A 23,960-nucleotide genomic window follows, 5' to 3' on the forward strand; every position below is an offset into this window, starting at 1 on the left:
GCGGTCAGACCAGCGCGACCGGCAGGTGCTTGATGCCGAGCATGAAGTTCGACGCCAACCGCTCGACCGGGCCGGCCGGCGCGAACCGGAGTCCCCGGTTGACCAGCTCGGTCATCAGCAGCGAGATCTCCATCCGCGCCGCGGGCAGCCCGATGCAGCGGTGGTTGGCCACGCCGAAGGCCACGTGGTGGTTCGGGGTGCGGCCGAGATCGAGCCGGTCGGGATCGGGGAACTGGTCACCGTCGCGGTTCGCCGACGCGTTCCAGAGCGTCAACGTGTCGCCGGCCTGGATCGGCACCCCGCGGATCGTCACGTCGCGGGTCGCGGTGCGGCAGACGTACGCGTTGGTCGAGGTCCAGCGGAACAGCTCGTCGACCGCGGTCGGCAGCAGCTCGGGCTGGGCGTTGAGGCGGGCCGCCTCGGCCGGATGCCGGATCAGCGTCTCGACGATCGCCGACGCCGTGAACGGTGTGGTCTCGTTGCCGCCGACCGCGACGTTCAGCGCGTTGTAGAGGATCTGGCTCTCCGTGAGCTCGCGCCCGTTGGTGCGGGCCGCGACCAGGATGCTGACCAGGTCGTCACCCGGCTCCCGCCGGCGCTGGTCGAGCAGCTCGGCCAGCACCTCGAAGATCTCCACCTGGGCCGCCACCAGCGTCATCGAGGTCGCGGTGTCGCCGGCGTACTCGCCGTCGCGGTAGCCGATCATCGTGCGGGTCAGGCGCAGCAGGTGCATGGCCTCGTCGCGCCCGATGCCGAACATCGCGGCCAGGAGCCCGGCCGGCAGCAGCGGCGCGATGTCCACGGCGAAGTCGCCGCCGCCGTCCGCCGTCATCTTGTCCAGCGCCGCGCCGACGTACTGGCGCACGAACCCGCCGGCCCGCTCCATCATCGGGGCGCTGAACGCCTTGTGCACGTGCTGGCGCAGCAGCCGGTGCTCGGGCGGGTCGGAGCAGATCAGCATCTGGCCGGACGCGGTGTCGGTGGCGCTGCGATAGGAACCGCCGAGCACCGTCCCGTTCTTCGACGAGTAGGTCGCCGGGTCGCGGTACACGGCGGTGACGTCGTCGTAGCGCGTGAGCGCCCAGTAGCCACCGGTCGCGGTCGCGTTCCAGTAGACCGGGGCGTTCGCGCGTAACCACGCCCACGCGGCATACGGATCGCCCGTGACGAACAGGTCGAGGTCGTCCAGATCGATGACGGTCGTCGACATGCGTCACCCTCCCGCAGATACGGCCTCCGCAGAGCCTAGGGCCGGCCCGTCCGCCGGTCGTGTCACCTGAACCAGGGCCAGGCACACGGGGTACGAGCGCCGATAGCGTCGCTGGCGCGCAGACCAACAGGTGGGGAGCAGTCATGACCGACTTGCAGAGCCGGATCGCAGCTCTCAGCCCCGAGCAGCGTGCCCGGTTCGAGTCGCGTCTCGCCGCCGATCGTCCCCGGGCCGTAGTCGAGCGGATTCCGCGGCGGGAGAAGGACCGGCCGACACCCCTGTCCTTCGCGCAGCAGCGGGAGTGGGCTGTCGAGCAGTTCCGGCCGTCGAACAACGTCACGGCCGCCCTCCGCCTCGACGGCGAGGTCGACCTGCGCGTGCTCAGCGACGTGCTGACCGAGATCGTCTCGCGGCACGAGGTGCTGCGATCGACGGTCGAGATCGTGGACCGCCGCCCGACCCAGGTCGTGCGCCCGGTCACGGCGGTGCCCGTGCCCGTCGAGGACCTCCGCGCGCTCGACGGCGACGGGCAGCGCGACGCGATCCGGGAGCGGTGCGACGCCGAGGTGGTGCGCCCGTTCCCGGCGGACCAGGCCCACCGGCTGCGGGCCACCGCCCTGCGGCTCGACTCCGAGAGCTACGTCGTGCTGGTCACGCTCGATCACGCGGCGGCCGACGCCTGGTCGATGATCATCCTGTTGCGCGAGGTGATCGCGCTCTACCCGGCCCTGCGCGGCGGAGCCGAGGGAGGGCTGCCGCCGCTGCCGATCCAGTACGGCGACTTCGCGGTCTGGGAACGGGAGTGGCTGGACGAGGAACGGATGGCCGCGGAGCTCGGGCACTGGAAGCAGGTGCTGGCCGACCTCCCGCCCCGCCTCGCCCTGCCGGCCGACCGCTCGTCCGCCCTGCGCCGCACCTTCGCCGGCGACCACCACACGCTCACCGTGGCCGGCGAGCGGACCGCGGCGTTGCAGCGCTTCGCCGAGCGCGAGGGCGTGTCGCTGTCGATGGTCATGCTGGCCGCCTGCTCGGTCGTGCTGCACCGCTACACCCACCAGGACGACCTGGTGTTCGGCTCGGCGGTCGGTGGCCGACTCAGGCCGGAGACCGAGCAGCTCATCGGCTGCTTCGCCAACGCGTTGCCGCTGCGGATGCGGCTGTCGCCGGGGCAGACGCTGCGCGACGTGCTGCACGCGGCCCGCGACGTGGTGTCCACGGCGTTCGACCACCAGAGCGTCCCGTTCGACCGGCTGATCGAGGAGCTGGCGCCCGACGAGGCCGCGCAGACGCCGCTGATCCAAATGATGATCAACGTGCTGTCCACGCCGGGCGCCGTGCTGCGCCCCGACCGCGCGCTGGAGCTGCCGGGCCTGGCGGTCAGCTACGTGCCGATGGATCCGGGGCCGATCACGATCGACCTGATCCTGGTCGTCCAGGCGGCACCCGAGACGCTGCACTTCGACTGGCACTACAGCACGGAGCTGTTCGACCGCGGCACGATCGAACGCCTCGCGGCCCAGCTCCCGCACGTCCTGGAACAGCTTGTCGACGAACCGGACCGACGGATCGGCGAGGTGCGCCTGCTGGACACCGGCGTGCGTCGTCCGGCGACCCGCCCCGCCGGACCGGAGCTCGGCTTCCTCGAGCTGTTCGCGCGCCAGGTGGCCCGCACACCCGACGCTCCGGCCGTCGTGTGCGACAGCGTCCCGCTCAGCTTCGCCGAGCTCGACCGCGCGGCCAACCGGCTCGCCCACCATCTGCGCGGCCTCGGCGTCGGCGCCGAGACACCCGTCGGGGTCCTGGTCGACCGGTCCCCCGCGCTGACCGTGGCCGTGCTGGGCATCCTGAAGGCCGGCGGAGCGTTCCTGCCCCTCGACCCGGCCTATCCGGTCGACCGGATCGCCTACGTGCTCGCCGACGCCGGCGCCCCCGTGCTGGTCAGCACCGAGAAGCTCGCCGACCTGGCCGAGACCGCCGGCGTCGCGGACCTCGTGCTGCTCGACGGGCCGGACCGGTTCGCCGACGGGCCGGACGGCGACCCCGGCGACCTGACCCACCCGACGTCGGCGGCCTACGTGATCTACACGTCCGGCTCGACCGGGCAACCCAAGGGCGTGGTGATCGAGCACCGGTCGCTCGCGGCGTTCGCCACCGAGACGGCCGAGCGCCTCGGGCTCGGCGCCGGCGACCGGTTCCTCCAGTTCGCCTCGCCGGGCTTCGACGTGCTGGTCGAGGAGCTGTTCCCGATCTGGGCGGTCGGCGGCGCCGTGGTCGTCCCGCCGGAGCGGATGGCCGGGGTCAACCTCGACCTCGTCGCACTGACCCGGCAGGACCGGATCACGGTCATGGAGCTACCCGCCGCCTACTGGCACGAGTGGGTACGCGACCTCGACCGCGCCGGCGGCGCCCTGCCGCCGTGTCTGCGCCTGGTGATCGTGGGCGCCGAACGCGTGCTGCCGGAGCGGCTGGCGACCTGGCAGACCTTCGGGGTCCCGCTGTCGCACGTCTACGGCATCACCGAGACGACCGTCAGCTCCACCTTCTTCGACCTGCCGGCCGACGCGCCGGAGACCGACCTGCGGCACCTGCCGATCGGCACGGAGCTGCCCTTCGCGGAGCTGCACGTCCTCGACCCCGAGCTGCGGCCGGTGCCGGCCGGCGCCGTGGGCGAGCTCTACATCGGCGGGATCAGCGTCGGCCGGGGCTACCTGCGGCGCCCGGGGTTGACCGCACAGCGCTTCGTCGCCTCGCCGGACCCCGAGCGGCCCGGGCAACGGGTCTACCGCACCGGGGACCTCGTGCGGCGGCGGCCCGACGGCAACGTCGAGTTCCTGTCCAGAGTGGACAGCCAGATCAAGATCCGGGGCTACCGGGTCGAGCCCGCCGAGATCGAGTCGGCGATCTGCCGGCACCCGGCGATCGCGCAGGCCGTCGTCGGCGTCCACGAGCCCGAACCCGGCGACCGACGGCTGGTGGCCCACCTGGTGACCCGCGACGGCACCGCGGTGGGCAGCGCCGACCTGCGCCGCTTCCTCGCCCGCGAGCTGCCGCCGTACCTCGTGCCGTCGGCGTTCGTGCCGGTCGAGGAGATCCCGCTGACCGAGAACGGCAAGGTCGACTTCGCGCGCCTGCCCCAGCCCGGCGGCGAGCGGCCCGACCTGGTCGAGGCGCTCGTGCTGCCGGAATCGCCGCTGGAGCGCCAAATCGCGCAGCTCGTCGCCGCCGTGCTCGGTGTCGACACGGTCGGCGCCAACGACGACTTCTTCGAGCTCGGCGGCGACTCGATCCTGGCCATCATGGTCGTCTCGCGGGCGCAGGAGGAGGGCATCAGCCTCACGCCGCTGGACATCTTCCAGCACCGCACCGTGGCGCAGCTCGCCCGGACGGTGGCCGGCACCGAGGCGGCCCGGGTCATCGCGCCCCGGTCACCGGACGCCGCGCCGGTGCTCTCCTTCGACCAGGAGCGGCTCTGGCTGGAGGACCAGCTCGTGCCCGGGCCGGCGTACAACGTCGGCTGGCAGCAGCGGCTGATCGGGCCGCTGGACCTGGCCCTCGTGGACCGCTGCCTCCGCACGATCCTCGCCCGCCACGAGTCGCTGCGGTCGCGCTTCCCGATCGCGGACGGCCGGCCGATCCAGGTCGTCGACCCGCTCGACGACGGCTGGCGGCCACGGTTCGAGGACTTCAGCGCGCTGGCAGACGGCGTGGCGCGGGCCAAGGCGCTGATGGGCGAGCAGGTGGCCACCGGCTTCGACCTGGCCAACGGTCCGCTGGTCCGCTGCCTGGTGGTCAAGCTCGGCGAGAACGACCACCTGATCAGCATGATCTCCCACCACGTCGTCGCCGACGTGGTCTCGGTCGGCCTGTTCGTGCGTGAGCTGGGCATGCTCTACCAGGCGGGCGGCGACCCGGTGGCGGGCGGCCTGCCGGAGCTGCCGATCCAGTACCTGGACTACGCGGTGTGGCAGCGCGAGCGGCTCGCCGGAGCGGAGCTCGACCGGCAGGTCGACTACTGGCGCGACCATCTCGACGGCGCGCCCCGCGCCCTGACGATGCCGGCCCAGGCGCACGTCGCCGCGGAGCCCCGCGGCGACCGGGTCTTCTCGCGGTTGTCGGCGGCGGACACCGCGGCGTTGAAGGAGTTGTGCCGCGCGCGCGACGTGACGCCGTTCATGGTCGTGCTCGGGGCCTTCGGCACCGTGCTGGGCCGCTGGTCCGGCCAGCGCGAGGTGGTGGTCGGCGTGTCCATCAGCAACCGGACCGACCACGGCACGGAAAGCCTCATCGGGTCGTTCATCAACACGCTCCCGCTGCGCGTCGACTTCTCCGGCGAGCCCACCTTCGCGGAACTGCTCGACCGCGTACGCCAGGTCGCCCTCGGCGGTTATGCCCACGCCGACGCCCCGCTGGACGTCATCATGAAACGGCTGGGTGTGACCCGTGACCCGCGCCGCACACCACTGTTCCAGGTGATGCTCAACGTCGTCGACGTGCCGCCCATCGAGCGTTTCGGCGACATCGTGGTGGCAGACGTCGAGGCGCCCCCGCTGCCGCCGAGCTTCGACCTCGTGCTCACCACCAACGAGATCAAGGGCGAGCTCCACTACTTCCTCGAGTACGACGCGACTAGGTTCCCCGACGACCTCATGCGCGACCTCGCGGCCCACCTGGGCCGGTTCCTCAGCGCGGTCGCCGCCGACCCGACGCGGGGCGTCCTCGACTACGCGCTGGGGGACGCGGAGGCGCCCGACGAGGCGGCGGTGGACCAGCACTGGGCCGTCGAGCGGTTCGGCCTGACCTCGGCCGACCGCTTCGTCGTGCTGTCCGGCCCGCCCGCACAGGCGCTCGCGGCGGCGTCCGCGGCCCGACACGCCGGTGGCACGCTGGTGACCACCGACCGGCCGCCGAACAACGACCCCGGCGCGCTCGCGCGGTGGCTGCGGGCACAACGGATCAGCGTCGTCCACGCCACTCCGCCTTTGCTGCGGGCGCTCGCCGCCAAGGGACCGCTGCACGCGCTGCGCTACGTCTTCGTGGAGAACTCCGGCGCGCTCACCGCGCACGACATCGCGGTCATCCGGAGCCTGGCGCCGGCGGGCCGCGTGGTCGCGACCTACCGCACCGGCGCCGACGGGGTGCCGGTCGCGGCCTACCAGGTGCCGGAGGACTGGCGCCAGGAAGCGGCGCCGCTGAGGGTGCCGCTCGGCACCGGGCTGCCCGGCCGCCCGGTGCGGCTGCTGCACCCGGGCGGCCAGGCGGCGGCGGTCGGCGAGGTCGCCGCGATCTGGCGGGGCGCCGATCCCACTGGCGACCTGGGCCGCCGGTGGCCCGACGGCACGCTCGAGTTCGTGGGCAAGCTAACCGAGCACTGACGAGAGAATCGAGGACGTCATGGCGAGCCGTGCCGAGCAGGGCAGCCGCGGCGCGGCTGTGGATCCGGTGGAGACCGTCGCCGCGCTGCGCGACATCGAACAGGTCAGCGACGCGCTGGTCACCGAACGGACCGGCCCGGACGGCGCGCCGGTCCTGGTCGCCTACGTGGCCGGCCCGGATCCCGCGCTGGGCACCGGACCGATCCGCCAGCAGTTGCTGAGCCAGCTACCCCGGGACATGGTGCCGGAGCACTTCGTCGTGCTCGACGAGCTTCCGTTGACCGCCGACGGCGACTACGACCTGGCCGCGCTGCCGGACCCGGACCCGGCGGAGACCCCCGCCCGCGGTTTCGTCGCTCCCACCAGCCCGATGGAGCAGCGGCTGGCGGCGCTGTTCAAGCAGATCCTCGGCGTCGACCAGGTCGGCGTCCACGACAGCTTCTTCGCGCTGGGCGGGTCGTCGCTCCAGGCGACCGTCGTCACGAGCCGCATCTACGACGACTTCGACATCAACCTGTCGTTGCAGGACATGTTCGCCAACGCGACGGTCGACGAGTTGTCGCAGATCATCGTCCGGACACTCGGCGAACGGGCGAGCGTCGCGACGATCAAGGAGAACAAGCGCAGCCTCAAGGGCATCGGCCTGGCCATCCACGGCAAGCTGCCGCTCCCGATCCGCCGGATCGTCCCGCCGGGCGTGCCGTGCGGCGGCTCGCCCGGCGACGGCAAGCGCCGGATCCGGTTCGGCAAAGCGAAGAAGGACGACGCGGCGAGCTGAGTCACCGCACGCGGGCGTCCTCGCGGAGCACCTGCTCCACGAGGGACAGTCCTGCGGTGAGCTCGGCGGTCGTGCCGCCGAAACCGAGCCGGGCATGGTCGCGGTAGTCGTCGCCGAAGCACCATCCGGGCACGAGCAGCGTCTTGTGCTCCTCGGCCAGGCGGCGACACGACCGCACCACGTCGGGCTGGCCGAGGAACTCGACGAACGTGGTCACGCCGCCGGCGGGCGCGGTGAACCGGACGTGCTCCGGGAGCCGGTCCGCCCACTCCTGGACCAGGCGCAGGTTCTCGGTGGCGTGCGCCCGCTGGAGCGCCACGATCCGGTCGGCGTTGCGGACCGCCTGCTCGGCGAAGAACTCCAGCACGGGCGAGACGTACAGCGCGATGTAGTCACGCAGCAGCGCCATCCGGGCGAGCAGCTCGGGCGGGGCCACGCACCAACCCACCCGCAGCCCGGCGAGGCCGTAGCTCTTCGAGAACGTGCCCCACGCGATGCATCTCTCGTACCACGTGGGCAGCGGCAGCGGCTCGGTCCCGTACGTCAGCTCGCCGAACGCGTGGTCCCAGACCAGCCAGGAGCCCGCCGCCTCGGCGATCGCCACCAGCTCCTTCTGCTCGGCCGGGGTGATCGAGGCGCCGGTCGGGTTGTGCGGGAAGTTCACCACGATCATCTTCGGCCGCGTCGCGGCCAGCTCGCGCAGCCGGGCCAGGTCGGCGGCGAAGCCGTCGCGCGCGTCCAACTGCCAGCGCGTGATCCGGCAACCGCGCCACGCGGCGACGTCGTGGAGCTGCTGGTAGGCCGGATCCACGACGACGATCTCGTCACCGGGCTCGACCGCGAGGTGCATGACGAGGTAGATGGCCTCGCTGGAGCCGTGGGTGACCATCATCCGGTCGACGTCGCCGTCGGTCCAGCGGTCGGCCAGCGCGGCCCGCAGGCGGGTTCCGCCGTAGCTCTCGCTGTCGTGGAACACCATCGGGTCGAGCTCCGCGAGGTCGAAGCCGCACAGCTCCCGGAGCTCGCCCATCGACAGGTCGCGGACGCCGCTGCTGCCGATGTCGTGTGCGACGGCGTGGTAGTAGTCCCGCATCCAGGCTTCGAGCCGAGCGACGGCGATGTCCATCCGCGCACCGTACGCGGCCACCGCACGCCGCGCGTTGTCGCGTGAAGTCGGGACGGCCGGCCGGGAAGCGGCCTTGCTAGCTTGCCGGAGAGGTCGCCGGTCACGACGGAAGGCCGTTCATGCCGCCCACACCGAAGCAGCGCAACAAGTGGCTGCCACACAGGCCGTCGGCCACCGCGGCCGGCCGGGTGTTCCTGGTTCCCTACTCGGGCTGCGGCGCCAGCATGTACCGCGGGTGGCCGCGCCGGCTGGGCGGGATCGAGTTCCTGCCACTGGAGCTGCCCGGGCGGGAGACGCGGTTCGCCGAGCCGACCTTCCAGACCTACCAGGAGCTGGCGGCGGCCATGGCGCCCGCCATCGAGCGCTACCTGGACGTGCCGTTCGGCTTCTTCGGGCACTGCGCGTCGGCGCTCGCGGGATACGAGGTCGCCGCGGAGCTGGTCCGCACCGGCCGGCCGGCCCCCGCGCGCCTGTTCGTCTCCTCGCAGATCGCGCCGCAGGACGGTCCGGCCGGCCGGTTCCTGGACATGGACGACATCGCGCTGCGCGGCGAGCTGGAGAAGCTGATCGCCGAGCTTGGCGGCGTGCCACATCCGGAGCTGCTCGACCTCTACCTGTCCGTGATGCGGGCGGACGTCGAGGCCAACAAGCGCTACGTCATGCCCGATCCCACGCGGCTGCCGTGCCCGATCACCGCGATCGGCTGGAGCACGGACCACGACGTGCCGTACGCGACGATGGACGGCTGGGACCGGTGCGGCGACACGACGTCGGTGCTGCTGGAGGGCGGGCACCACCGGTTCACCGAGGCACCCGCCGAGCTGCTCGACCTGCTGGCCGCGGGCGTGGCCCCCGGTTCCGGTGACAGGACAGCCGGCCGGCCCGCCTCATAGATTCGGGCCAGCCGCACTCGAACAAAGAGGACGGGAATGACTGCAGGCGCCGCACCGATCAGCCGCTGGTTCATGCCGCCGCCCGCATCCGACGGCCGGCTGCTGTTCTGCTTCCCGTACGCGGGCGTCGGCGCCTCCTCCTACCGGCAATGGCCAAAGTGGATCGACGACGTGCAGGTCTGCGCGCTCCAACCGCCCGGGCGCGAGAACCGCACCCGCGAGGAGCCGCACCGCGACCACGCCGCCTTCGCCGCGGACCTGGTCGACGCCCTGACACCGTACGTCGAGCGGGACTACGCGTTCGCCGGCCACTGTGGAGCCGTCCCGTACGCCCTGGACACCATCGCCGAGCTCGCCCGCCGCGGACTGCCCCTGCCGACGCGGTTGATCGCCTCGTCCTGGGGCGCGCCGCAGCGTGGCCTCTACGGCCGGCTGAACTTCGTCGACCTCGCGATGGCCGACCTGGTCGCCGAGGTGAAGGCGCTGTTCGGGCGGGCCGGCGCGCCGATCCGCGACGACTTCGCCGAGATCGGCGCCCGCGTGCTCCGCCTCGACCTCGAGGTGCAGCGGGGCTACCGGTTCGCCGCCGACCGGCGCGTGCCGGTCCCGGTCACCCTGGTGGGCTGGACGGGCGACGAGGTCGTCCCGCCGGCCGTGGTGGAGGCGGGCTGGTCGCAGTGCGCGGACGCGACCTACCACCTGCTCGACGGTGAGCACCTGGACTTCCTGCACTGTCCCGACGTCCTCCACGACGCACTGCGCCGCTGGCTGACCGCTCCGCCGGCATCCGCCGGCGACCGCGACGACCTCGAGATCCGAGTTGGTGGTGATTGACGTGGCCGAAGGGTCCCCTGGGCAGGACACGATCCACGCGCTGGTCGCACGGCAGGGCCTGATCCGGCCGGAGGCACCGGCGATCACCGTGGGAGACAAGACCGTCACCTACGCCGAGCTCGACGCGCGCGCCGACCGGTTGGCCGCCGCGCTCCACGAGCGGGGCGTGGGTCGGGAGACCCGGGTCGCGGTGGCGCTACCCCGCGGCGCCGACATGCTGGTGGCGTTCCTCGCCGTGCTCAAGGCCGGCGCCGCCTACGTGCCGCTGGACCCGCACTATCCCGAGCAGCGCCGGGCCTTCATCCTCGCCGACGCCGACGTGCGGCTCGTGCTCACCGATCGGGCCGGGCCGGGGGTGACCGGGCCGGGCGTCGAGCCGCTGTGCGTCGACGACCTGGAGGAGCGTCCGCTCAACGGCTTCCGCCCCGCCTCCGGGGATCCGGCGGGCGCCGCGTACGTCGTCTACACCTCGGGGTCGACCGGCGTGCCCAAGGGCGTGGTGGTCGAGCACGCGAGCGTGCTGAACCTGATCGAGGACGAGTCGCGGATCGCCGTCCAGCCGGGACAGACGGTCGCCCACCTCGCCCCGGCGGCGTTCGACGCGTCGATCTACGAGCTGTGGGGCACGCTCTGCCGGGGCGGCCGGGTCGTCGTGCTCGATCCGCAGGTCAGCATCGCCGAGCTGGGCGCCCAGCTGCGCCGCTTCCGGCCGGACTGGCTGTTCCTCACCACCGGCCTGTTCCACCTGCTCGCGCAGCACGACCTGGCGGCGCTCGACTCGGTCGGTTGCCTGCTGACCGGCGGCGACGTGCTCTCACCCGCACACATCCGCAACGCGGCCGCGACCAGCTGCCGCGTGTACGCCGCGTACGGCCCGACGGAGAACACGGTCTACTCCTCGCTACACCGGATCACGGCGCCCGACGAGCCGCTCTCCGCCGTCCCGATCGGCACGGCCCTGGCCGGCCGGGCCATGTACGTGCTCGGCCCGGACCTGCGCCCGCTGCCGGCCGGCGAGGTGGGCGAGCTGTACCTCGGCGGCCTCGGTGTCGCGCGGGGCTACCACGGGCGAGCCGGGCTCACCGCCGAGCGCTTCGTGGCGGATCCCTTCAGCCCGGTCGCCGGCCGGCGGATGTACCGCACCGGCGACCTCGGTCTGGTGCGGCCGGACGGCGCCGTAGACTTCCGCGGCCGGGTCGACCGGCAGGTCAAGGTGCGTGGCTTCCGGGTCGAGCTCGGCGAGATCGAGAGCACGCTGCAGAGCAACGCCGACGTCGGGAGCGCGGTCGTGGTCGCGGTCGGTGACGGCGGCGCCGAGAAGCGGCTGGCCGCCTACGTCGTGCCCGGGCCGGACCGGAAGGTGACCGTCACCGCGCTGCGCGACTGGCTCGGAGAGCGGGTGCCCGCCTACCTGGTCCCGGCGACCTTCGTGGTGCTCAAGGAGCTCCCGCTGGACCCCAACGGGAAGCCCGACCGGAACCTGCTCCCCGAGCCGTTCCTGGCCCGCGCGGAGCTCGGCTTCCTGCCGCCGTTCGAGGCGGCGACCACCGAGACGGAGCAGATCCTGGCCGACGCGTGGGCCGACGTGCTCGAGCTCGACCGGGTCGGCCTCGACGACGACTTCTTCCTGCTCGGCGGCGACTCCCTGCGCAGCGTCTCGATGCTGGAGCGCCTCCGGCGCTACGGCATCGAGCTGGACGCCGGGCAGTTCTTCGCCCATCCCACCGTCCGCGAGTTGGCGGAGGCCGTCGACGCCGCTCCGGTCCCGACGCGGATCGGCTGACTCCGTGGAACTGACCGCGCCGCCGGACGAAACGCTGGTGGACCTGGCCGACATCGACCTCTACGGTGCGCGCGGGTTCACCGTCCGGGACCTCCATCCCACCTGGCGCACGCTGCGGGTGAACGCGCCCGTCTGGTGGCACGACCGCCCCGGCGAGACGGGGTTCTGGTGCGTGACCAAGCATGCCGACTGCGAGCGGGTGGTGAAGGACCACCGCACGTTCAGCTCCGAGGAGGGCACCATCCTGGCCTCGGTCGGTGTCGGTGACTCCGCCGGCGGCCAGACGATCACGTTGACCGACCCACCGGAGCACGCGCTGATCCGCGTCCCGGCCATGCGGACGCTCGGGCACGCGATGGTGCAGCGCCGCGCACCGGCGATCCGCGAGCGGTTGGTGGAGCTGCTCCGGCCGTGCGCGGCCGGCGAGGTCGACTTCGCCCACCTGATGCGCCGCCTGCCGATGGTGCTGGCCGGAGAGTTCATGGACATCCCGGAGCGGCATTGGGACGACATCGCCCTGTGGGCCGGCGCCTGCGTCGCTCCCGAGGACCCCGCGTACGCCCTGGGCAACTCACCGGCACAGACCCTGCGCCTGGCGCACCACCACCTGTTCGCCGTCTTCCGCGAGCTGGTGCGGCAGCGCCGCGCCAAGCCGGGCGACGACCTCGTCTCCGTGCTGATCGGGGTGACGGACGGCCTGACCGGAGAGGGCAAACCGCTCGACGACTGGCGGGTCCTGCTCAACTGCTACAGCTTCATCCTGGGCGCGAACACGACCACGCCGAACGTCGCGAGCCACACGCTGCTGGCGCTGACGGAGCGACCGGGCCTGTGGGCCCAGCTCGACGAGCGGGCGCTGCCCGGCCTGGTGGAGGAGGGCATCCGGTGGACCTCGCCCACCCATCACCTGGTGCGCCGGGCGACCGTGGACACCCGGATCGGCGCCGCCGAGATCAAGGCGGGCGACTGGATCGCGGCGTGGGTCGCCTCGGCCAACCGCGACGAGGACGTGTTCGACGACCCGTTCACGTTCGACATCCGGCGCAGCCCGAACAAGCATCTCGGGTTCGGCGGCGGCCCGCACTACTGCATCGGCGCGCCCATGTCGCGGCTGGTGCTGACCATGCTCTTCGAGGAGCTACTGCGACGGTACGCGGTGATCGAGCTGACCGGTCCGCTCGTACACCTGCATTCGAACTGGATCAACGGGCTGGTCTCGATGCCGGTCAAGGCCATACCCCGATAGGAGCGCGGCCATGAGGATGGACGGTCCCACCAGCGACGAGTTCGCGGAACCGTTGGAGACGATCGACCTTTACGATCCGACCCGGTACGAGACCGGCGCACAACACCGGGCCTGGCACCGGTTGCGCCGCGACGCGCCCGTCTGGCCGCAGGAGACCCCGGACGGCCACCGGTTCTGGTCCGTGACGCGCTACCGCGACGTGGCCGCCGTGCTGATGGACGACAAGAGCTTCAGCTCGGCGCACGGCACGATCCTCGCGGTGGCCGCGGGCGACAGCGCCGGGGGCCGCACGATCAACCTGATGGACCAGCCGCGCCACGCGGACGTCCGGTTGCCGACCATGCGGCTGATGTCCACCCACGCCGCGCGGCAGCGCGCCCCGCAGGTACGCGAGCACGTGCGCCGCCTGGTCGGCGAGCGGTTCGACGCCGGCGGCGTCATCGACATCGCGGAGCTCATGCTGCACCTCCCGATGGCCGCGGTCGGCGAGACCATCGGCCTGCCGCCGGACGTCTGGACCGCGCTGCCCCGCTGGGCGATGGCCGGCGTGGCGCCCGAGGACCCGCACTTCGCCGAGGGCTCCGCGGCCGACACGCTCAAGAAGGCGCACCACCGGCTCATCGCGGTCTTCTCCGAGCTGATCAAGGAGCGCCGGGCCCGGCCGACCGACGACGTCATCTCGGTGCTGCTCGGGCTCGACTTCGGCGGCCGGCCGATGGACCAGCGCGAGATCCTGCTCAACTGCTACAGCTTCGTGATGGGCTCCGTGACCACCACCGCCCAGGTCGCGTCCCATCTGGTGCAGGCGCTGGCCGAGCGACCCGCCGCCTGGGCTGCGCTGCGCGAGTCGCCCGACCTCGTGCCGACCGCGGTCGAGGAGAGCCTGCGCTGGGCCTCGCCGACCAACCACCTGCTGCGCCGCGTCCTGCGGCCCGTGGAGGTCGCCGGCACCCGCATCGAACCCGGCGAGCTGGTCGCCGCCTGGGTGGGGTCGGCCAACCGCGACGAGACCGTCTTCCCCAGACCGTACGAGTTCGACCCGGCCCGGTCCGCCAACCCGCACCTGGCGTTCGGCGTCGGCGCCCACCGCTGCATCGGCGGCCCACCCGCACAGGTGGTGCTCGGACTGCTGCTCGAGGAGTTGCTCGCCCGGGTCGAGTCGCTGGAGGTCGCCGGGCCGGTCACCCACCTGCGGTCGAACTTCATCAACGGGATCACCGCCCTGCCGGTCGCCGTCGCGCCCGTGCGCACCCGCCGACCGGTGGTGATCTCATGACCGACACACCGACGACCGTCGTCGCGCGTGGCGAGAAGGAGCTGTCCAGCGACTACCGGGCTCCCGACAGCGCGTTGGAGCGCCGGCTGATAGAGATGTGGCGGCAGCACCTCAAGGTCGAGCCGATCGGCGTCGACGACGACTTCTTCGAGCTCGGCGGGCATTCCCTGCTCGCCGCCGACCTGCTGGTGGCCACCGAGCGTGAGGTCGGCGTACACGTGCCGGCCTCGACGCTGTTCCTCTCGCCGACGATCGCCGAGCTCGCCGAGGCGATCGAGGGGCTCCGCGGCGAGGGGACCGACGCATGAGGCCGCGTGAGGCCGACCTGACCGACCCGCATCTGTACGCCGACGGCGACCCGCACGCGGTGTGGGAGCGGCTGCGCAGCCAGGATCCCGTCTCCTGGCAGCTCGCCGGCGGGAAGACCGGGTACTGGTCGGTCACCCGGCATGCCGACGTCGACCGCGTGCTGCGCGACCACGCCACGTTCACGTCGACCCGCGGCACGTTCCTCAACGTCCTGGGCAAGGACGACCCGGCGAGCGGCAAGCAGCTCGCGGTCACCGACCCGCCCCGGCACACCGCGATGCGCAGCCCGCTCCAGCGCACCTTGTCGATCCGCTCGACGGCCGAGCAGATCGAGATGATCCGCGACCGGGTCCGCGCCGCGTTGCGCCCCGGACTCGAGCACGGCTCCATGGACCTGGCCGAGGCGATGAGCGGGCTGCCGGTGGCGGTCCTCGGCACGATGATCGGGCTGCCCGAGGCGGACTGGCCCCACGTGACCGAGCTCGCCCTGATGGCGGTCGCGCCGCACGAGTGGACGCTGCCGCGCGGCCCGGTGGTCACCTTGCGGCGCGCCCATCGCGGACTGTTCGCCTACTTCCAGGACCAGACCCACGCGCGGCAGGGCAGCACCGGCACCGACCTGATGAGCGCGCTGCTGGAGATGGGCATCGAGGGCTGTCCTGATCCCGGGACGGTGGTGGCCAACTGCTACAGCCTCATCGTGGGAGCGGCGACCTGGCCGCACGCGCCGACCTCCGCGCTGATCGAGCTCGTCCGGACCGGCCGCTACCAGGAGCTGGCGGGCCGTCCCGAGCTGCTCGACCCGCTGGTGGAGGAGTCGCTGCGCTGGGCCTCACCGGCCAACCACTTCCTGCGGCACACCACGCGCGACGTCGAGCTGGGCGGCGTCCCGCTGCCCGCCGGCGCGCCCGTGGTCGTCTGGCTCGGCTCGGCCAACCGCGACGAGTCGGTCTTCGCCGATCCCTGGACGTTCGACCCCGCTCGCCAGCCGAACCGGCATCTCGCCTTCGGCAGCGGCCCGCACAACTGCCTCGGTGCGGCGCTGGCGCGACGGATGATCCGCGTCGTCTTCGAAGAGCTGTTCGCCACCGTCGACGACATCACCCTCGACGCGGAGCCCGGGCACATCGCCTCGAACTTCGTCGCCGGCCACCGCCACGTGCCGGTGACCCTCCGGGTGCGCTCCCCCGCCGGAAGGAACGCGACATGACCACTGTGGACATAACGGTCGACAAGGACCGGTGCGTCGGTTCGGCGACCTGCGTCGTGGTCGCCGCGGGCAGCTTCGTCCTCGACGAGCACGACCGCTCCGAGCCCACGTCTCAAGCGGGCTCCGACCTCGACGGCGTCGAGCAGGCCGAGCAGCTCTGCCCGACCGCGGCGATCCGCGTCGTCCGCTCGGGCTGACGCTGTCGTGGAATCACGTGACATCCGGCCGCACCGCCGGCGCCGTAGCGTCGGGCCATGAACCCTTTCGACGATCCTGACGGCACCTTCCTGGTGCTCGTCAACGACGAGGAGCAGCACTCGCTCTGGCCCGAGCAGATCGACGTGCCGGCCGGCTGGCGCGTGGTGCACGGTGCCGACACCCGGCCGGCGTGCCTCGACTACATCGAGGAGCACTGGACGGATCTGCGGCCCCGCAGCGCCCGCCAGGAAACCGCGCTCACCTCCTGAACCCGGCGGACGACCGGCAGTGGAGGCACAGACGCGGCGCTGCCCCGTCGGGCGCGGGCTTTCCGACCCGCTGCTCTACAGCGGCCTCGACTTCCGCGCGCAATGGGCGCGGCTGCGCGACCGCGACGACCTCGCCTGGACCCAGGTCGACGAGCGCGACGGGTTCTGGTCCGTCGTGCGCTACGCCGACGTGGACCACGTGCTGCGTGACGCGCAGGTCTTCACCTCGGAGCGCGGCACGCTGCTGAACCTGCTCGGCATGGACGACCCGGCCGGTGGCAGCCAGATCGCCGCGACGGACCCGCCCAGGCACACGACGATGCGAGCCCGCCTGCAGAAGGCCCTCGGCATCCGGGCGATCGAGCGGCAGCACGACCTGATCGCCGGGCTGGTCCGCGAGATCCTCGCACCGCTCGAGGACGGCGAGGTCTTCGACTTCGGCGCGGCCATGCTGGCGTTGCCGGTGGCGGTGGGCGGCGCGGCGATGGGCCTGCCCCGCGCCGACTGGCCACGGCTCGCCATCCTGCTCACCACCTCGATCGCCGCTGAGGACCCGGAGTACCGCTCGCCGCGCGGCACCCGGCCCACCCTCAACCGGGCACACCGCGAGCTGTTCGCCTATCTCCAGGACATCTGCGCGCACCGGCGCGAGCACCTCGGCGACGACCTGGTCAGCGTGCTCATCACCAGCGAGGTGGACGGCCGGGTGATGACGCCGGGCGAGGTCGTCTCCAACTGCTACAGCGTGTTGCTGGGCGCCACGGTCACCACCGCACATCCACCGACCTACCTGCTGGCCGAGCACATCGCCGACGGCGTGCTGGAGCGCTGGGCGGCCGACCTGAGCGTCACACCGACGGCGGTCGAGGAGGTGCTGCGCCTGTCCTCCCCCGCGAGCCACTTCATGCGGTACGCCACGACCGACACGCAGATCCGCGGCACCCGGATCGCCGCCGGGCAGGCCGTGGTCTGCTGGCTCGGCTCGGCCAACCGGGACGCGGCCGTCTTCGCCGACCCCGAGCGCCTCGACCTGCGACGCAGGCCCAACAAGCACGTCGCCTTCGGGGTCGGCCCGCACTACTGCGTCGGCCACACCGTCGCGCGCGCGACGCTGCGCGTCCTCTTCGACGAGCTGCTGTCCCGGTTCCGCGACTTCCGGCCCGCCGCACCGCCCACCCGGCTGCACTCGAACCTCATCTCCGGTTACAAGCACGTGCCGATCACGGCGCGCCGGGCCGGCTGAGCCGACACAGGAGCGCTTCGATGCCACCCGCTTACGATCCGTTCGCGTACGCGATCCACGAGGACCCCTACCCGACGTACGCGTGGATGCGCGAGCACCAGCCGCTCTATCGCAACGACGAGCTCGACTTCTGGGCACTGTCCCGCCACGCCGACGTGCTGTGGGCGCTGCGCGACCCGGCGCTGTTCTCCAACCGCAACGGCATCTCGCTGGAACCCGACCTGTGGGGTCCGGACGCCGTCAAGACCAGCTTCTTCCTCGCCATGGATCCGCCCGACCACGGTGCGATGCGCCGGCTGACGGGCTCGGTGTTCAAACCGGGCTGGGTCGCGTCCATGGAGCCCAGGATCCGCGAGCTGGCCCGCGCCCGGCTCGCACCCCTGCGCGACGGCGCGCCCATGGACCTGGCCGCCGACTACGCCGCCGCGCTGCCGAACGACGTGATGTGCGAGCTGGTCGGCATTCCCGCCGCCGACCGCGACCGGATCCGCGCCGACAACGACCTGCTCAACGAGTGCGAGGACGGCGCGCCGGTGCGGTCGGACGCGACCCGGGACGCGGGCATGCGGCTCGCCTGGTACTACGTGTCGCTCGTCAACGACCGGCGCAAGCGGCCGCGTGACGACCTGACGTCCACGATGACCCAGGCCCGGGTCGCCGACCGGCCGTTGACCGACCAGCAGCTCGTCGCCTTCCTCTTCCTGATGGTGAGCGCCACGAACGAGTCGACCGGCAAGCTGATCAGCAACGCCCTCTACCACGGCTGGCGCCTGCCGGACGTGCGGCGGGCGGGGCTCGACGGTCAGGCCGCGGCCTGGGGCCGAGAGGCGCTGCGCTACGACTCCCCGAGCCAGATGATGGCCCGCACGCTGACCGCCGACACCGCCATCCACGGCACCTCCGTGCCGGCCGGCGCGCGGATCGCCCTGCTGCCCGCCTCCGCCAACCGGGATTCCCGGGTCTTCGCCGAGCCCGACGTGTTCGACCTCGACCGCGACACCAGCAAGGAGCTCAGCTTCGGCCACGGGCCGCACTTCTGCCTCGGCGCACCGCTTGCCCGGCTGGAGATCACGGTCGCCCTCGAAGAGCTCGGTGCCCTGGTCGACGACTACGAAGTGGACGAGGCGCGGACCCGCCGGATCCACTCGCCGCACCAACGGGGCTTCGCGGCCCTCCCGTGCACGGTGACCCGCCGGGCCGGCTCCTGATGGATCCCGTCTACGACCCGTTCGACTTCGCCGTCCAGGAGGACCCGCATCCGGTGTACGCCTGGATGCGCGAGCACGCCCCGCTCTACCGCAACGAGGAGCGCGACTTCTGGGCGCTGTCCCGGCACGCGGACGTGGCCGCGGCGCTCAAGGACCCGGCCCGCTTCTCCAGCCGCAACGGCATCTCGCTGGAGCCGGAGCTGTGGGGTCCGGACGCGAAGAACACCAACTTCTTCCTCGCGATGGATCCGCCCGAGCACGCCGCGTACCGCAGTCTCGTCTCGTCCGCGTTCACCCCGCGCAAGGTCGCCGCGCTCGAACCGCGGATCCGCGAGCTGACCCTGGCGCGCCTGGCCCCGTTGCGGGAGCGGGACACGTTCGACTTCGCCGACGACTTCGCCGCCGACCTGCCCAACGACGTGCTCTGCGAGATCCTCGGCATCCCCGCCGCGGACTGGCGCCGGGTGCGCGGCGACGTCGACGACCTCGTCCTGCGTGACGACGGCTCCGACGGCCGCGGCCCGGTCTCCGTGGCCGCCGTGCTCCGGCTCGCCGCGTTCCTCCTCGACCTCGTCACGGTGCTGCGGCGCCGCCCCGGTGACGACCTGACCTCACGGCTGACGCAGGCACGGATCGACGGTGCCAAGCTCACGGACCGGCAGGTCGTCGGGTTCCTGTTCATCATGCTCGGCGGCGGCAACGAGTCGACGGGCAAGACGATCGGCAACGCCTGGCACGAGGGCCACCTCCAGCGCGACGTCCAGCGGGCCGGGCTCAACGGCCGTGCCGAGGAATGGGCGACCGAGACCCTGCGGTACGACTCGGCCAGCCAGATGGTGGCCCGCATGCTCACGACCGACACGGTCATCCACGGCACCCGGGTGCCGGCCGGCGCCCGCATCGCGATCCTCCAGGCCTCGGCCAACCGGGACCATCGGGTGTTCCCCGACCCGGACCGGTTCGACCTCGACCGGGACACCGGCCGGCTGCTCAGCTTCGGGCTCGGCCCTCACCACTGTCTCGGCGCCGCGCTGGCCCGGCTGGAGATGCGGGTCGCGCTCACGGAGCTCGGCGCACTGGTCAGCGAGTACGACGTCGACCTGGCCAGGAGCCGGCGCTGCCACTCACCGCACCAGCACGGCTTCCTTCGACTGCCGACCACGGTGCGCTGGCGGGGCTGACTCTTGTCGTCGTTTCACGTGACAGCGGTGGCGTGGCCACGTTGATAGCTTGCGAACAGGGGCGCCGGCCCGCCGGCGACCACAATGGACATCCGATGAAGGAGTCGACGCGATGACCGACGTGGTGCAGGAGTCGGCAGCGCCGGCGAACGGGTTCCGCTCGTACCTGACGATCTGGGTCGGGCAGTTCGCCTCGATGATCGGCTCGAACCTCACGAGCTTCGCCCTCGGCGTCTACGTCTACCAGCTCACGGACTCCGCGACGACGCTCGGCATCATCCTGGCCCTCGGCCTGCTCCCGGCGACGCTGGCCTCCCCGTTCGCGGGGTCCCTCGTCGACCGCTGGGGCACCCGACGCACCCTGATGATCAGCAGCATCGGCAGCATGCTCGTCACGTTGACGCTGGCCCCGCTCGTCGCCACCGACAGCTTCCGGGTCTGGCAGGTCTACGTCATCGTCATCGTCACCTCGCTGCTCACCTCGTTGCAGATCCCCGCGCTGGGAGCGTTGACGCCGCAGTTGGTGCCGAAGGAACAGCTCGGCCAGGCCAACGGCCTGCGCATGGTCGCGATCGCCGTGAGCCAGGTGCTGGCACCGGTCACGGCCGGCTTCCTGCTCGTGTCGATCGACCTGACCGGCATCATCGTCATCGACGTCATCTCGTACACCGCCGCCATCGCCACGCTCTATCTCGTGCGCGTGCCCCGCGTGCGCTCCGGGGCGACCACCGCCGGCACACCCGCGACCCTGCTGCGCGAGTTCGGTGAGGCGTGGCGCTACGTGGCCGAGCGCCGTGGGCTGCTGACCCTGCTGTTCTTCCTCGCCTCGCTGAACTTCAGCGCCGGCTTCGTCGAGTTGCTCATCAGCCCGCTCGTGCTCTCCTTCACCTCGTCGGAGGGGCTGGGCGTGGTGCTGTCGATCGGCGGCCTCGGCATGATCATCGCGGGCGTCGTGGTCAGTGTGACCGGCGGACCGAGCCGGCGCGTGCGGGCGGTGTTCGCCTTCGCCCTGCTGTTCGGCATCGCGACCATCGTCGGCTCGCTGCGGCCCAGCATCCCGCTGGTGGCCTGCGCCGCGTTCGTCGCGATGGGCGCCCTCGTACTCATCAACACGACGCACCAGCCCATCTGGCAGACCAAGGTGGACATGCGCCTGATGGGCCGCGTGATGGCGTTGCTGACGATGGTCGGCCTCATCCCCCAGCTCATCGCGAACGTCCTGGCCGGCGTCGCCGTCGACCAAGTCTTCGAACCACTGGTCGGCCGCGACGAGGTCCGCTCCGAGAGCCTGACGACCCTGATCGGCGACGGCCCGGGCCGCGGCATCGCGCTGCTGATGCTGCTCGTCGGCCTGCTGGTCGTGGTCACGGTGGCGGTCGGCTCGCTGTTCGGCCGCCTGCGCCGGCTCGAGGAGGAGCTCCCGGACCGCGCGGCCCCGGCCGTGGACGAAGAGCCGACGTCGGGCGACGGCGTCGAGGAGCCGATCGGCGACGAGCGCCCGGTGACCGACAGCGCGACCAGCGCCCGGTAACTGCCGGCACGACGAGCGCGATCGGTGTGGCTTTGCTCTGCACCCAAATACGCACCGCAGGTCAACGCGGGTGTTGCGGATATGGGTGCAGAGCAAACGCACGACCAGTGCCGTCAGCTGACCGCCAGCGCGGCGCGGTCGACCTTCCCGGACGGGGTCAACGGGATCGCCGGCACCACCACGTACGTCGCGGGCAGCATGTGCGGTGGCAGCCGCCGCTCGCACTCCGCGCGGACCGGGCCGGGGGCGAAGTCGTCGGCCGGCACGACGTACGCGACGAGGTAGTCACCGAGCTCCGAACCCCGGGCGACCTCGACGACGGCGTCGCGCACCAAGGCGCAGCCGCGCAGCACGGTCTCGATCTCGGCGAGCTCGATCCGGAACCCGCGCAGCTTGACCTGGCGGTCGATCCGGCCGAGGAACTCCAGCTCACCGTCGGCCAGCCGGCGGGCCAGGTCGCCCGTCCGGTAGTGCCGCACGCCCTCGCGCGTGACGAACCGTTCGGCGGTCAGCTCGGGTCGGCCCAGGTAGCCGCCGCTGACTCCCGCACCCGCGATCCACATCTCGCCGACGTCGCCGTCCGGGACCGGCACGCCGTCCCCGTCGCGCAGGCTGATCGACAGGTGGGGCAGCGCGCGACCGATCGGTGACCGGTTCGTCGTGCCGCGCAACGCCTCGTCGTCCAGGTGCTTGAAGGTGGCGTACACGGTCGTCTCGGTCGGCCCGTACATGTTGATCAATCGAACCTCGCCGGCGGAGAAGGCCGCAGCCGTGGCCAGGTCGACGGCCTCGCCCGCGAAGATGACGTAGCGCAGCGCGTGCGGCGGCCGCCCCGCCTCGACATGGGCCTCGAACAGCAACCGGAACACCGCGGGGACCTGGAGGAAGACGGTGACCTGCCGGGTGAGCAGCAGGTCCAGCAACGCCTCCGGGTCGTACGCCGCGTCCGGGTCGACGATGACCAGGGTGCCGCCGGTGACCAGCGGCCCCCACATCTCCCACACCGACACGTCGAAGTTGATCGAGTGGAACTGGGTCCACCGGTCGTCCGGACCGACGTCGAAGAGGGGCAGCGCGGCCTCCAGCAGGCTCAGCACGTTGCCGTGGGTGATGAGACAGCCCTTCGGCCGGCCGGTGGAGCCCGAGGTGTAGATGACGTACGCACGATCGTCGCGAGCCAGCTCCGGCAGGTCCACGTCGGGGGCCGGCGGGTGGCCGCGGGCCGGCAGGTCCTGCCCCACCACGTGCCGGATGCCGGCCTCCGCGGTCATGAAATCCAAGCGCTCGGCCGGGTACGCGGGATCGAGCGGCACATAGGCCGCACCGCTGAGCAGGGTGCCCATGATCGCCACGGGCACGTCGATCGACCGGGTCACCCGCACGCCGACCAGGTCGCCGCGCGCGACGCCGCGCCGCCGTAGCTCCGCCGCCAGGGCACGGGCCTGCGCGGCCAGGTCGGCATAGGTCAGGCTCTCGGTGCCGCACACCACCGCCGTGCGCTCCGGCGCTCGGGCACAGCTCGCGAAGAACCACTGTGTGAGGGAGCGATACACGCGCCGATCGTCGCCGATCCGCGGGCGGCGGAGGCGTCCCTGGATCGTGGGTCAGAAGTCGACGCGCATGACCGCGCGGCGCACCGACGGCCGGGAGACCTCGGTGAAGCCGGCGGCGGCGAACGTGCCTTCGGTGCCGACATGCAGCTCGTCGGCGACGGCGTTCCTAGTCGTCAGCGGGTATCCCTCGATCGCGCTGGCGCCGTTGTCACGTGCGAAGTCGACGGCGGCGCGGGCCAGCGCCCGGCTGATCCCCCGGCGGCGGAACCCCGCCCGCGTGACGAAGCACATGACCGCCCAGACGCTCGGGTCGTGGCGGTCCTCGTCGCGACCGGTCCAGGCCACCCGGCCGCCGCGCACGAGGCTGATGTAGGCCGTCCGCGGCTCGACCGCGCACCAGCCGACCGGCTCGTCATCGAGGTAGGCGACCAGGCCCGTCGTCGTCACGGCGTCGTCGGCGCCCGGGTCGGTCTGGATCCGCAACCGGTCGGCGCGCTCCTCGGCCGGGAACGAGACGAGGCACTCCTTGGGTCGCATCTTGTAGCGCTGGCACTGGCAGTTGGCCGGTGCGGTGGCACTGAGGATCTTCTGGAGGTCGTCCCACGTCGCCTCGTTGGCGGGTCGGATGGTGAGCGTGGCGTCCGCCAGCAACCTGGCCCTGGGAGCCATGCCGTGACACCGTCCCTTCGCTCCGCGCGACCTCCGGATCGAGGGAAATCGTACCGTGCCGGGTCGATCTC

The 23,960-nt window shown here is 72.2% G+C and carries 19 protein-coding genes; 15 read left to right on the plus strand and 4 right to left on the minus strand.

The genetic code is table 11. The features are described 5' to 3' along the window. Positions 1 to 4: 4 nt before the first annotated feature. Entirely contained in the window at positions 5 to 1,210 is a 1,206-nt protein-coding gene (locus BLV39_RS26570; protein WP_090798746.1) for a cytochrome P450, read from the minus strand. A 143-nt stretch (positions 1,211 to 1,353) separates the two neighbouring features. On the opposite strand from BLV39_RS26570, the gene BLV39_RS26575 reads away from it, so the two are divergent. Together BLV39_RS26575 and BLV39_RS26580 are read left to right on the plus strand one after the other, a co-directional pair. Then, positions 1,354 to 6,582 carry a non-ribosomal peptide synthetase gene (locus tag BLV39_RS26575; protein WP_090798748.1) on the plus strand — a complete coding sequence of 1,743 codons (5,229 nt, stop codon included), beginning with the start codon at positions 1,354 to 1,356 and terminating at the stop codon, positions 6,580 to 6,582. 19 nt (positions 6,583 to 6,601) lie between these two features. Next, positions 6,602 to 7,360 carry a phosphopantetheine-binding protein gene (locus BLV39_RS26580; RefSeq protein WP_090798750.1) on the plus strand — a complete coding sequence of 253 codons (759 nt, stop codon included), beginning with the start codon at positions 6,602 to 6,604 and terminating at the stop codon, positions 7,358 to 7,360. A gap of 1 nt (position 7,361) precedes the next feature. Here BLV39_RS26580 and vioD read toward each other — a convergent pair whose 3' ends face one another. Continuing rightward, positions 7,362 to 8,486 carry a capreomycidine synthase gene (gene vioD / locus BLV39_RS26585; RefSeq protein ID WP_176985085.1) on the minus strand — a complete coding sequence of 375 codons (1,125 nt, stop codon included), beginning with the start codon at positions 8,484 to 8,486 and terminating at the stop codon, positions 7,362 to 7,364. A gap of 119 nt (positions 8,487 to 8,605) precedes the next feature. On the opposite strand from vioD, the gene BLV39_RS26590 reads away from it, so the two are divergent. The 13 genes from BLV39_RS26590 (at position 8,606) to BLV39_RS26650 (ending at position 21,667) form a co-directional block, all read left to right on the plus strand. Next, positions 8,606 to 9,379, plus strand: coding sequence for a thioesterase II family protein (locus BLV39_RS26590; protein WP_090798752.1), 774 nt, complete (start codon positions 8,606 to 8,608; stop codon positions 9,377 to 9,379). 36 nt (positions 9,380 to 9,415) lie between these two features. Then, positions 9,416 to 10,213, plus strand: a complete 798-nt coding sequence (locus BLV39_RS26595; RefSeq protein WP_239083458.1) for a thioesterase II family protein — start codon at positions 9,416 to 9,418, stop codon at positions 10,211 to 10,213. A 1-nt stretch (position 10,214) separates the two neighbouring features. Then, positions 10,215 to 11,996: a non-ribosomal peptide synthetase gene (locus tag BLV39_RS26600; RefSeq protein ID WP_176985086.1), complete on the plus strand. Its 1,782-nt coding sequence runs from the start codon at positions 10,215 to 10,217 to the stop codon at positions 11,994 to 11,996. A 4-nt stretch (positions 11,997 to 12,000) separates the two neighbouring features. Next, complete coding sequence (locus BLV39_RS26605) at positions 12,001 to 13,242, plus strand: cytochrome P450 (protein WP_090798756.1); 1,242 nt, start codon at positions 12,001 to 12,003, stop codon at positions 13,240 to 13,242. Positions 13,243 to 13,252: 10 nt separating this feature from the next. Continuing rightward, entirely contained in the window at positions 13,253 to 14,518 is a 1,266-nt protein-coding gene (locus BLV39_RS26610; protein ID WP_239083457.1) for a cytochrome P450, read from the plus strand. Beyond that, the gene (locus BLV39_RS26615) at positions 14,515 to 14,826 is read left to right on the plus strand and encodes a phosphopantetheine-binding protein (RefSeq protein ID WP_090798760.1); all 312 of its coding nucleotides are present in this window, start codon (positions 14,515 to 14,517) and stop codon (positions 14,824 to 14,826) included. The genes BLV39_RS26610 and BLV39_RS26615 overlap by 4 nt, the downstream gene beginning before the upstream one ends. Beyond that, complete coding sequence (locus tag BLV39_RS26620) at positions 14,823 to 16,037, plus strand: cytochrome P450 (protein ID WP_090798762.1); 1,215 nt, start codon at positions 14,823 to 14,825, stop codon at positions 16,035 to 16,037. The genes BLV39_RS26615 and BLV39_RS26620 overlap by 4 nt, the downstream gene beginning before the upstream one ends. Further along, positions 16,034 to 16,234 (plus strand): ferredoxin, encoded by a 201-nt coding sequence (locus BLV39_RS26625; protein WP_090798764.1) that lies wholly within the window; start codon positions 16,034 to 16,036, stop codon positions 16,232 to 16,234. The genes BLV39_RS26620 and BLV39_RS26625 overlap by 4 nt, the downstream gene beginning before the upstream one ends. 57 nt (positions 16,235 to 16,291) lie before the next feature. Continuing rightward, on the plus strand, positions 16,292 to 16,504 hold the full coding sequence (locus BLV39_RS26630; protein ID WP_090798765.1) for an MbtH family protein: 213 nt from the start codon (positions 16,292 to 16,294) through the stop codon (positions 16,502 to 16,504). A gap of 19 nt (positions 16,505 to 16,523) precedes the next feature. Next, complete coding sequence (locus BLV39_RS26635; RefSeq protein ID WP_090798767.1) at positions 16,524 to 17,747, plus strand: cytochrome P450; 1,224 nt, start codon at positions 16,524 to 16,526, stop codon at positions 17,745 to 17,747. A 20-nt stretch (positions 17,748 to 17,767) separates the two neighbouring features. Then, on the plus strand, positions 17,768 to 18,955 hold the full coding sequence (locus BLV39_RS26640) for a cytochrome P450 (RefSeq protein ID WP_090798769.1): 1,188 nt from the start codon (positions 17,768 to 17,770) through the stop codon (positions 18,953 to 18,955). Continuing rightward, positions 18,955 to 20,136 carry a cytochrome P450 gene (locus BLV39_RS26645; RefSeq protein WP_090798771.1) on the plus strand — a complete coding sequence of 394 codons (1,182 nt, stop codon included), beginning with the start codon at positions 18,955 to 18,957 and terminating at the stop codon, positions 20,134 to 20,136. The genes BLV39_RS26640 and BLV39_RS26645 overlap by 1 nt, the downstream gene beginning before the upstream one ends. Positions 20,137 to 20,248: 112 nt before the next feature. Beyond that, positions 20,249 to 21,667 carry an MFS transporter gene (locus BLV39_RS26650; protein ID WP_204082618.1) on the plus strand — a complete coding sequence of 473 codons (1,419 nt, stop codon included), beginning with the start codon at positions 20,249 to 20,251 and terminating at the stop codon, positions 21,665 to 21,667. Between the two features lie 113 nt (positions 21,668 to 21,780). Here BLV39_RS26650 and BLV39_RS26655 read toward each other — a convergent pair whose 3' ends face one another. Beyond that, positions 21,781 to 23,220: an amino acid adenylation domain-containing protein gene (locus BLV39_RS26655; protein ID WP_176985087.1), complete on the minus strand. Its 1,440-nt coding sequence runs from the start codon at positions 23,218 to 23,220 to the stop codon at positions 21,781 to 21,783. Positions 23,221 to 23,271: 51 nt separating this feature from the next. Continuing rightward, the gene (locus tag BLV39_RS26660; RefSeq protein WP_090798775.1) at positions 23,272 to 23,889 is read right to left on the minus strand and encodes a GNAT family N-acetyltransferase; all 618 of its coding nucleotides are present in this window, start codon (positions 23,887 to 23,889) and stop codon (positions 23,272 to 23,274) included. Positions 23,890 to 23,960 lie beyond the last annotated feature (71 nt).

It is taken from the genome of Asanoa ishikariensis (assembly GCF_900107455.1).
In the GTDB taxonomy this organism is placed as follows: domain Bacteria; phylum Actinomycetota; class Actinomycetes; order Mycobacteriales; family Micromonosporaceae; genus Asanoa; species Asanoa ishikariensis.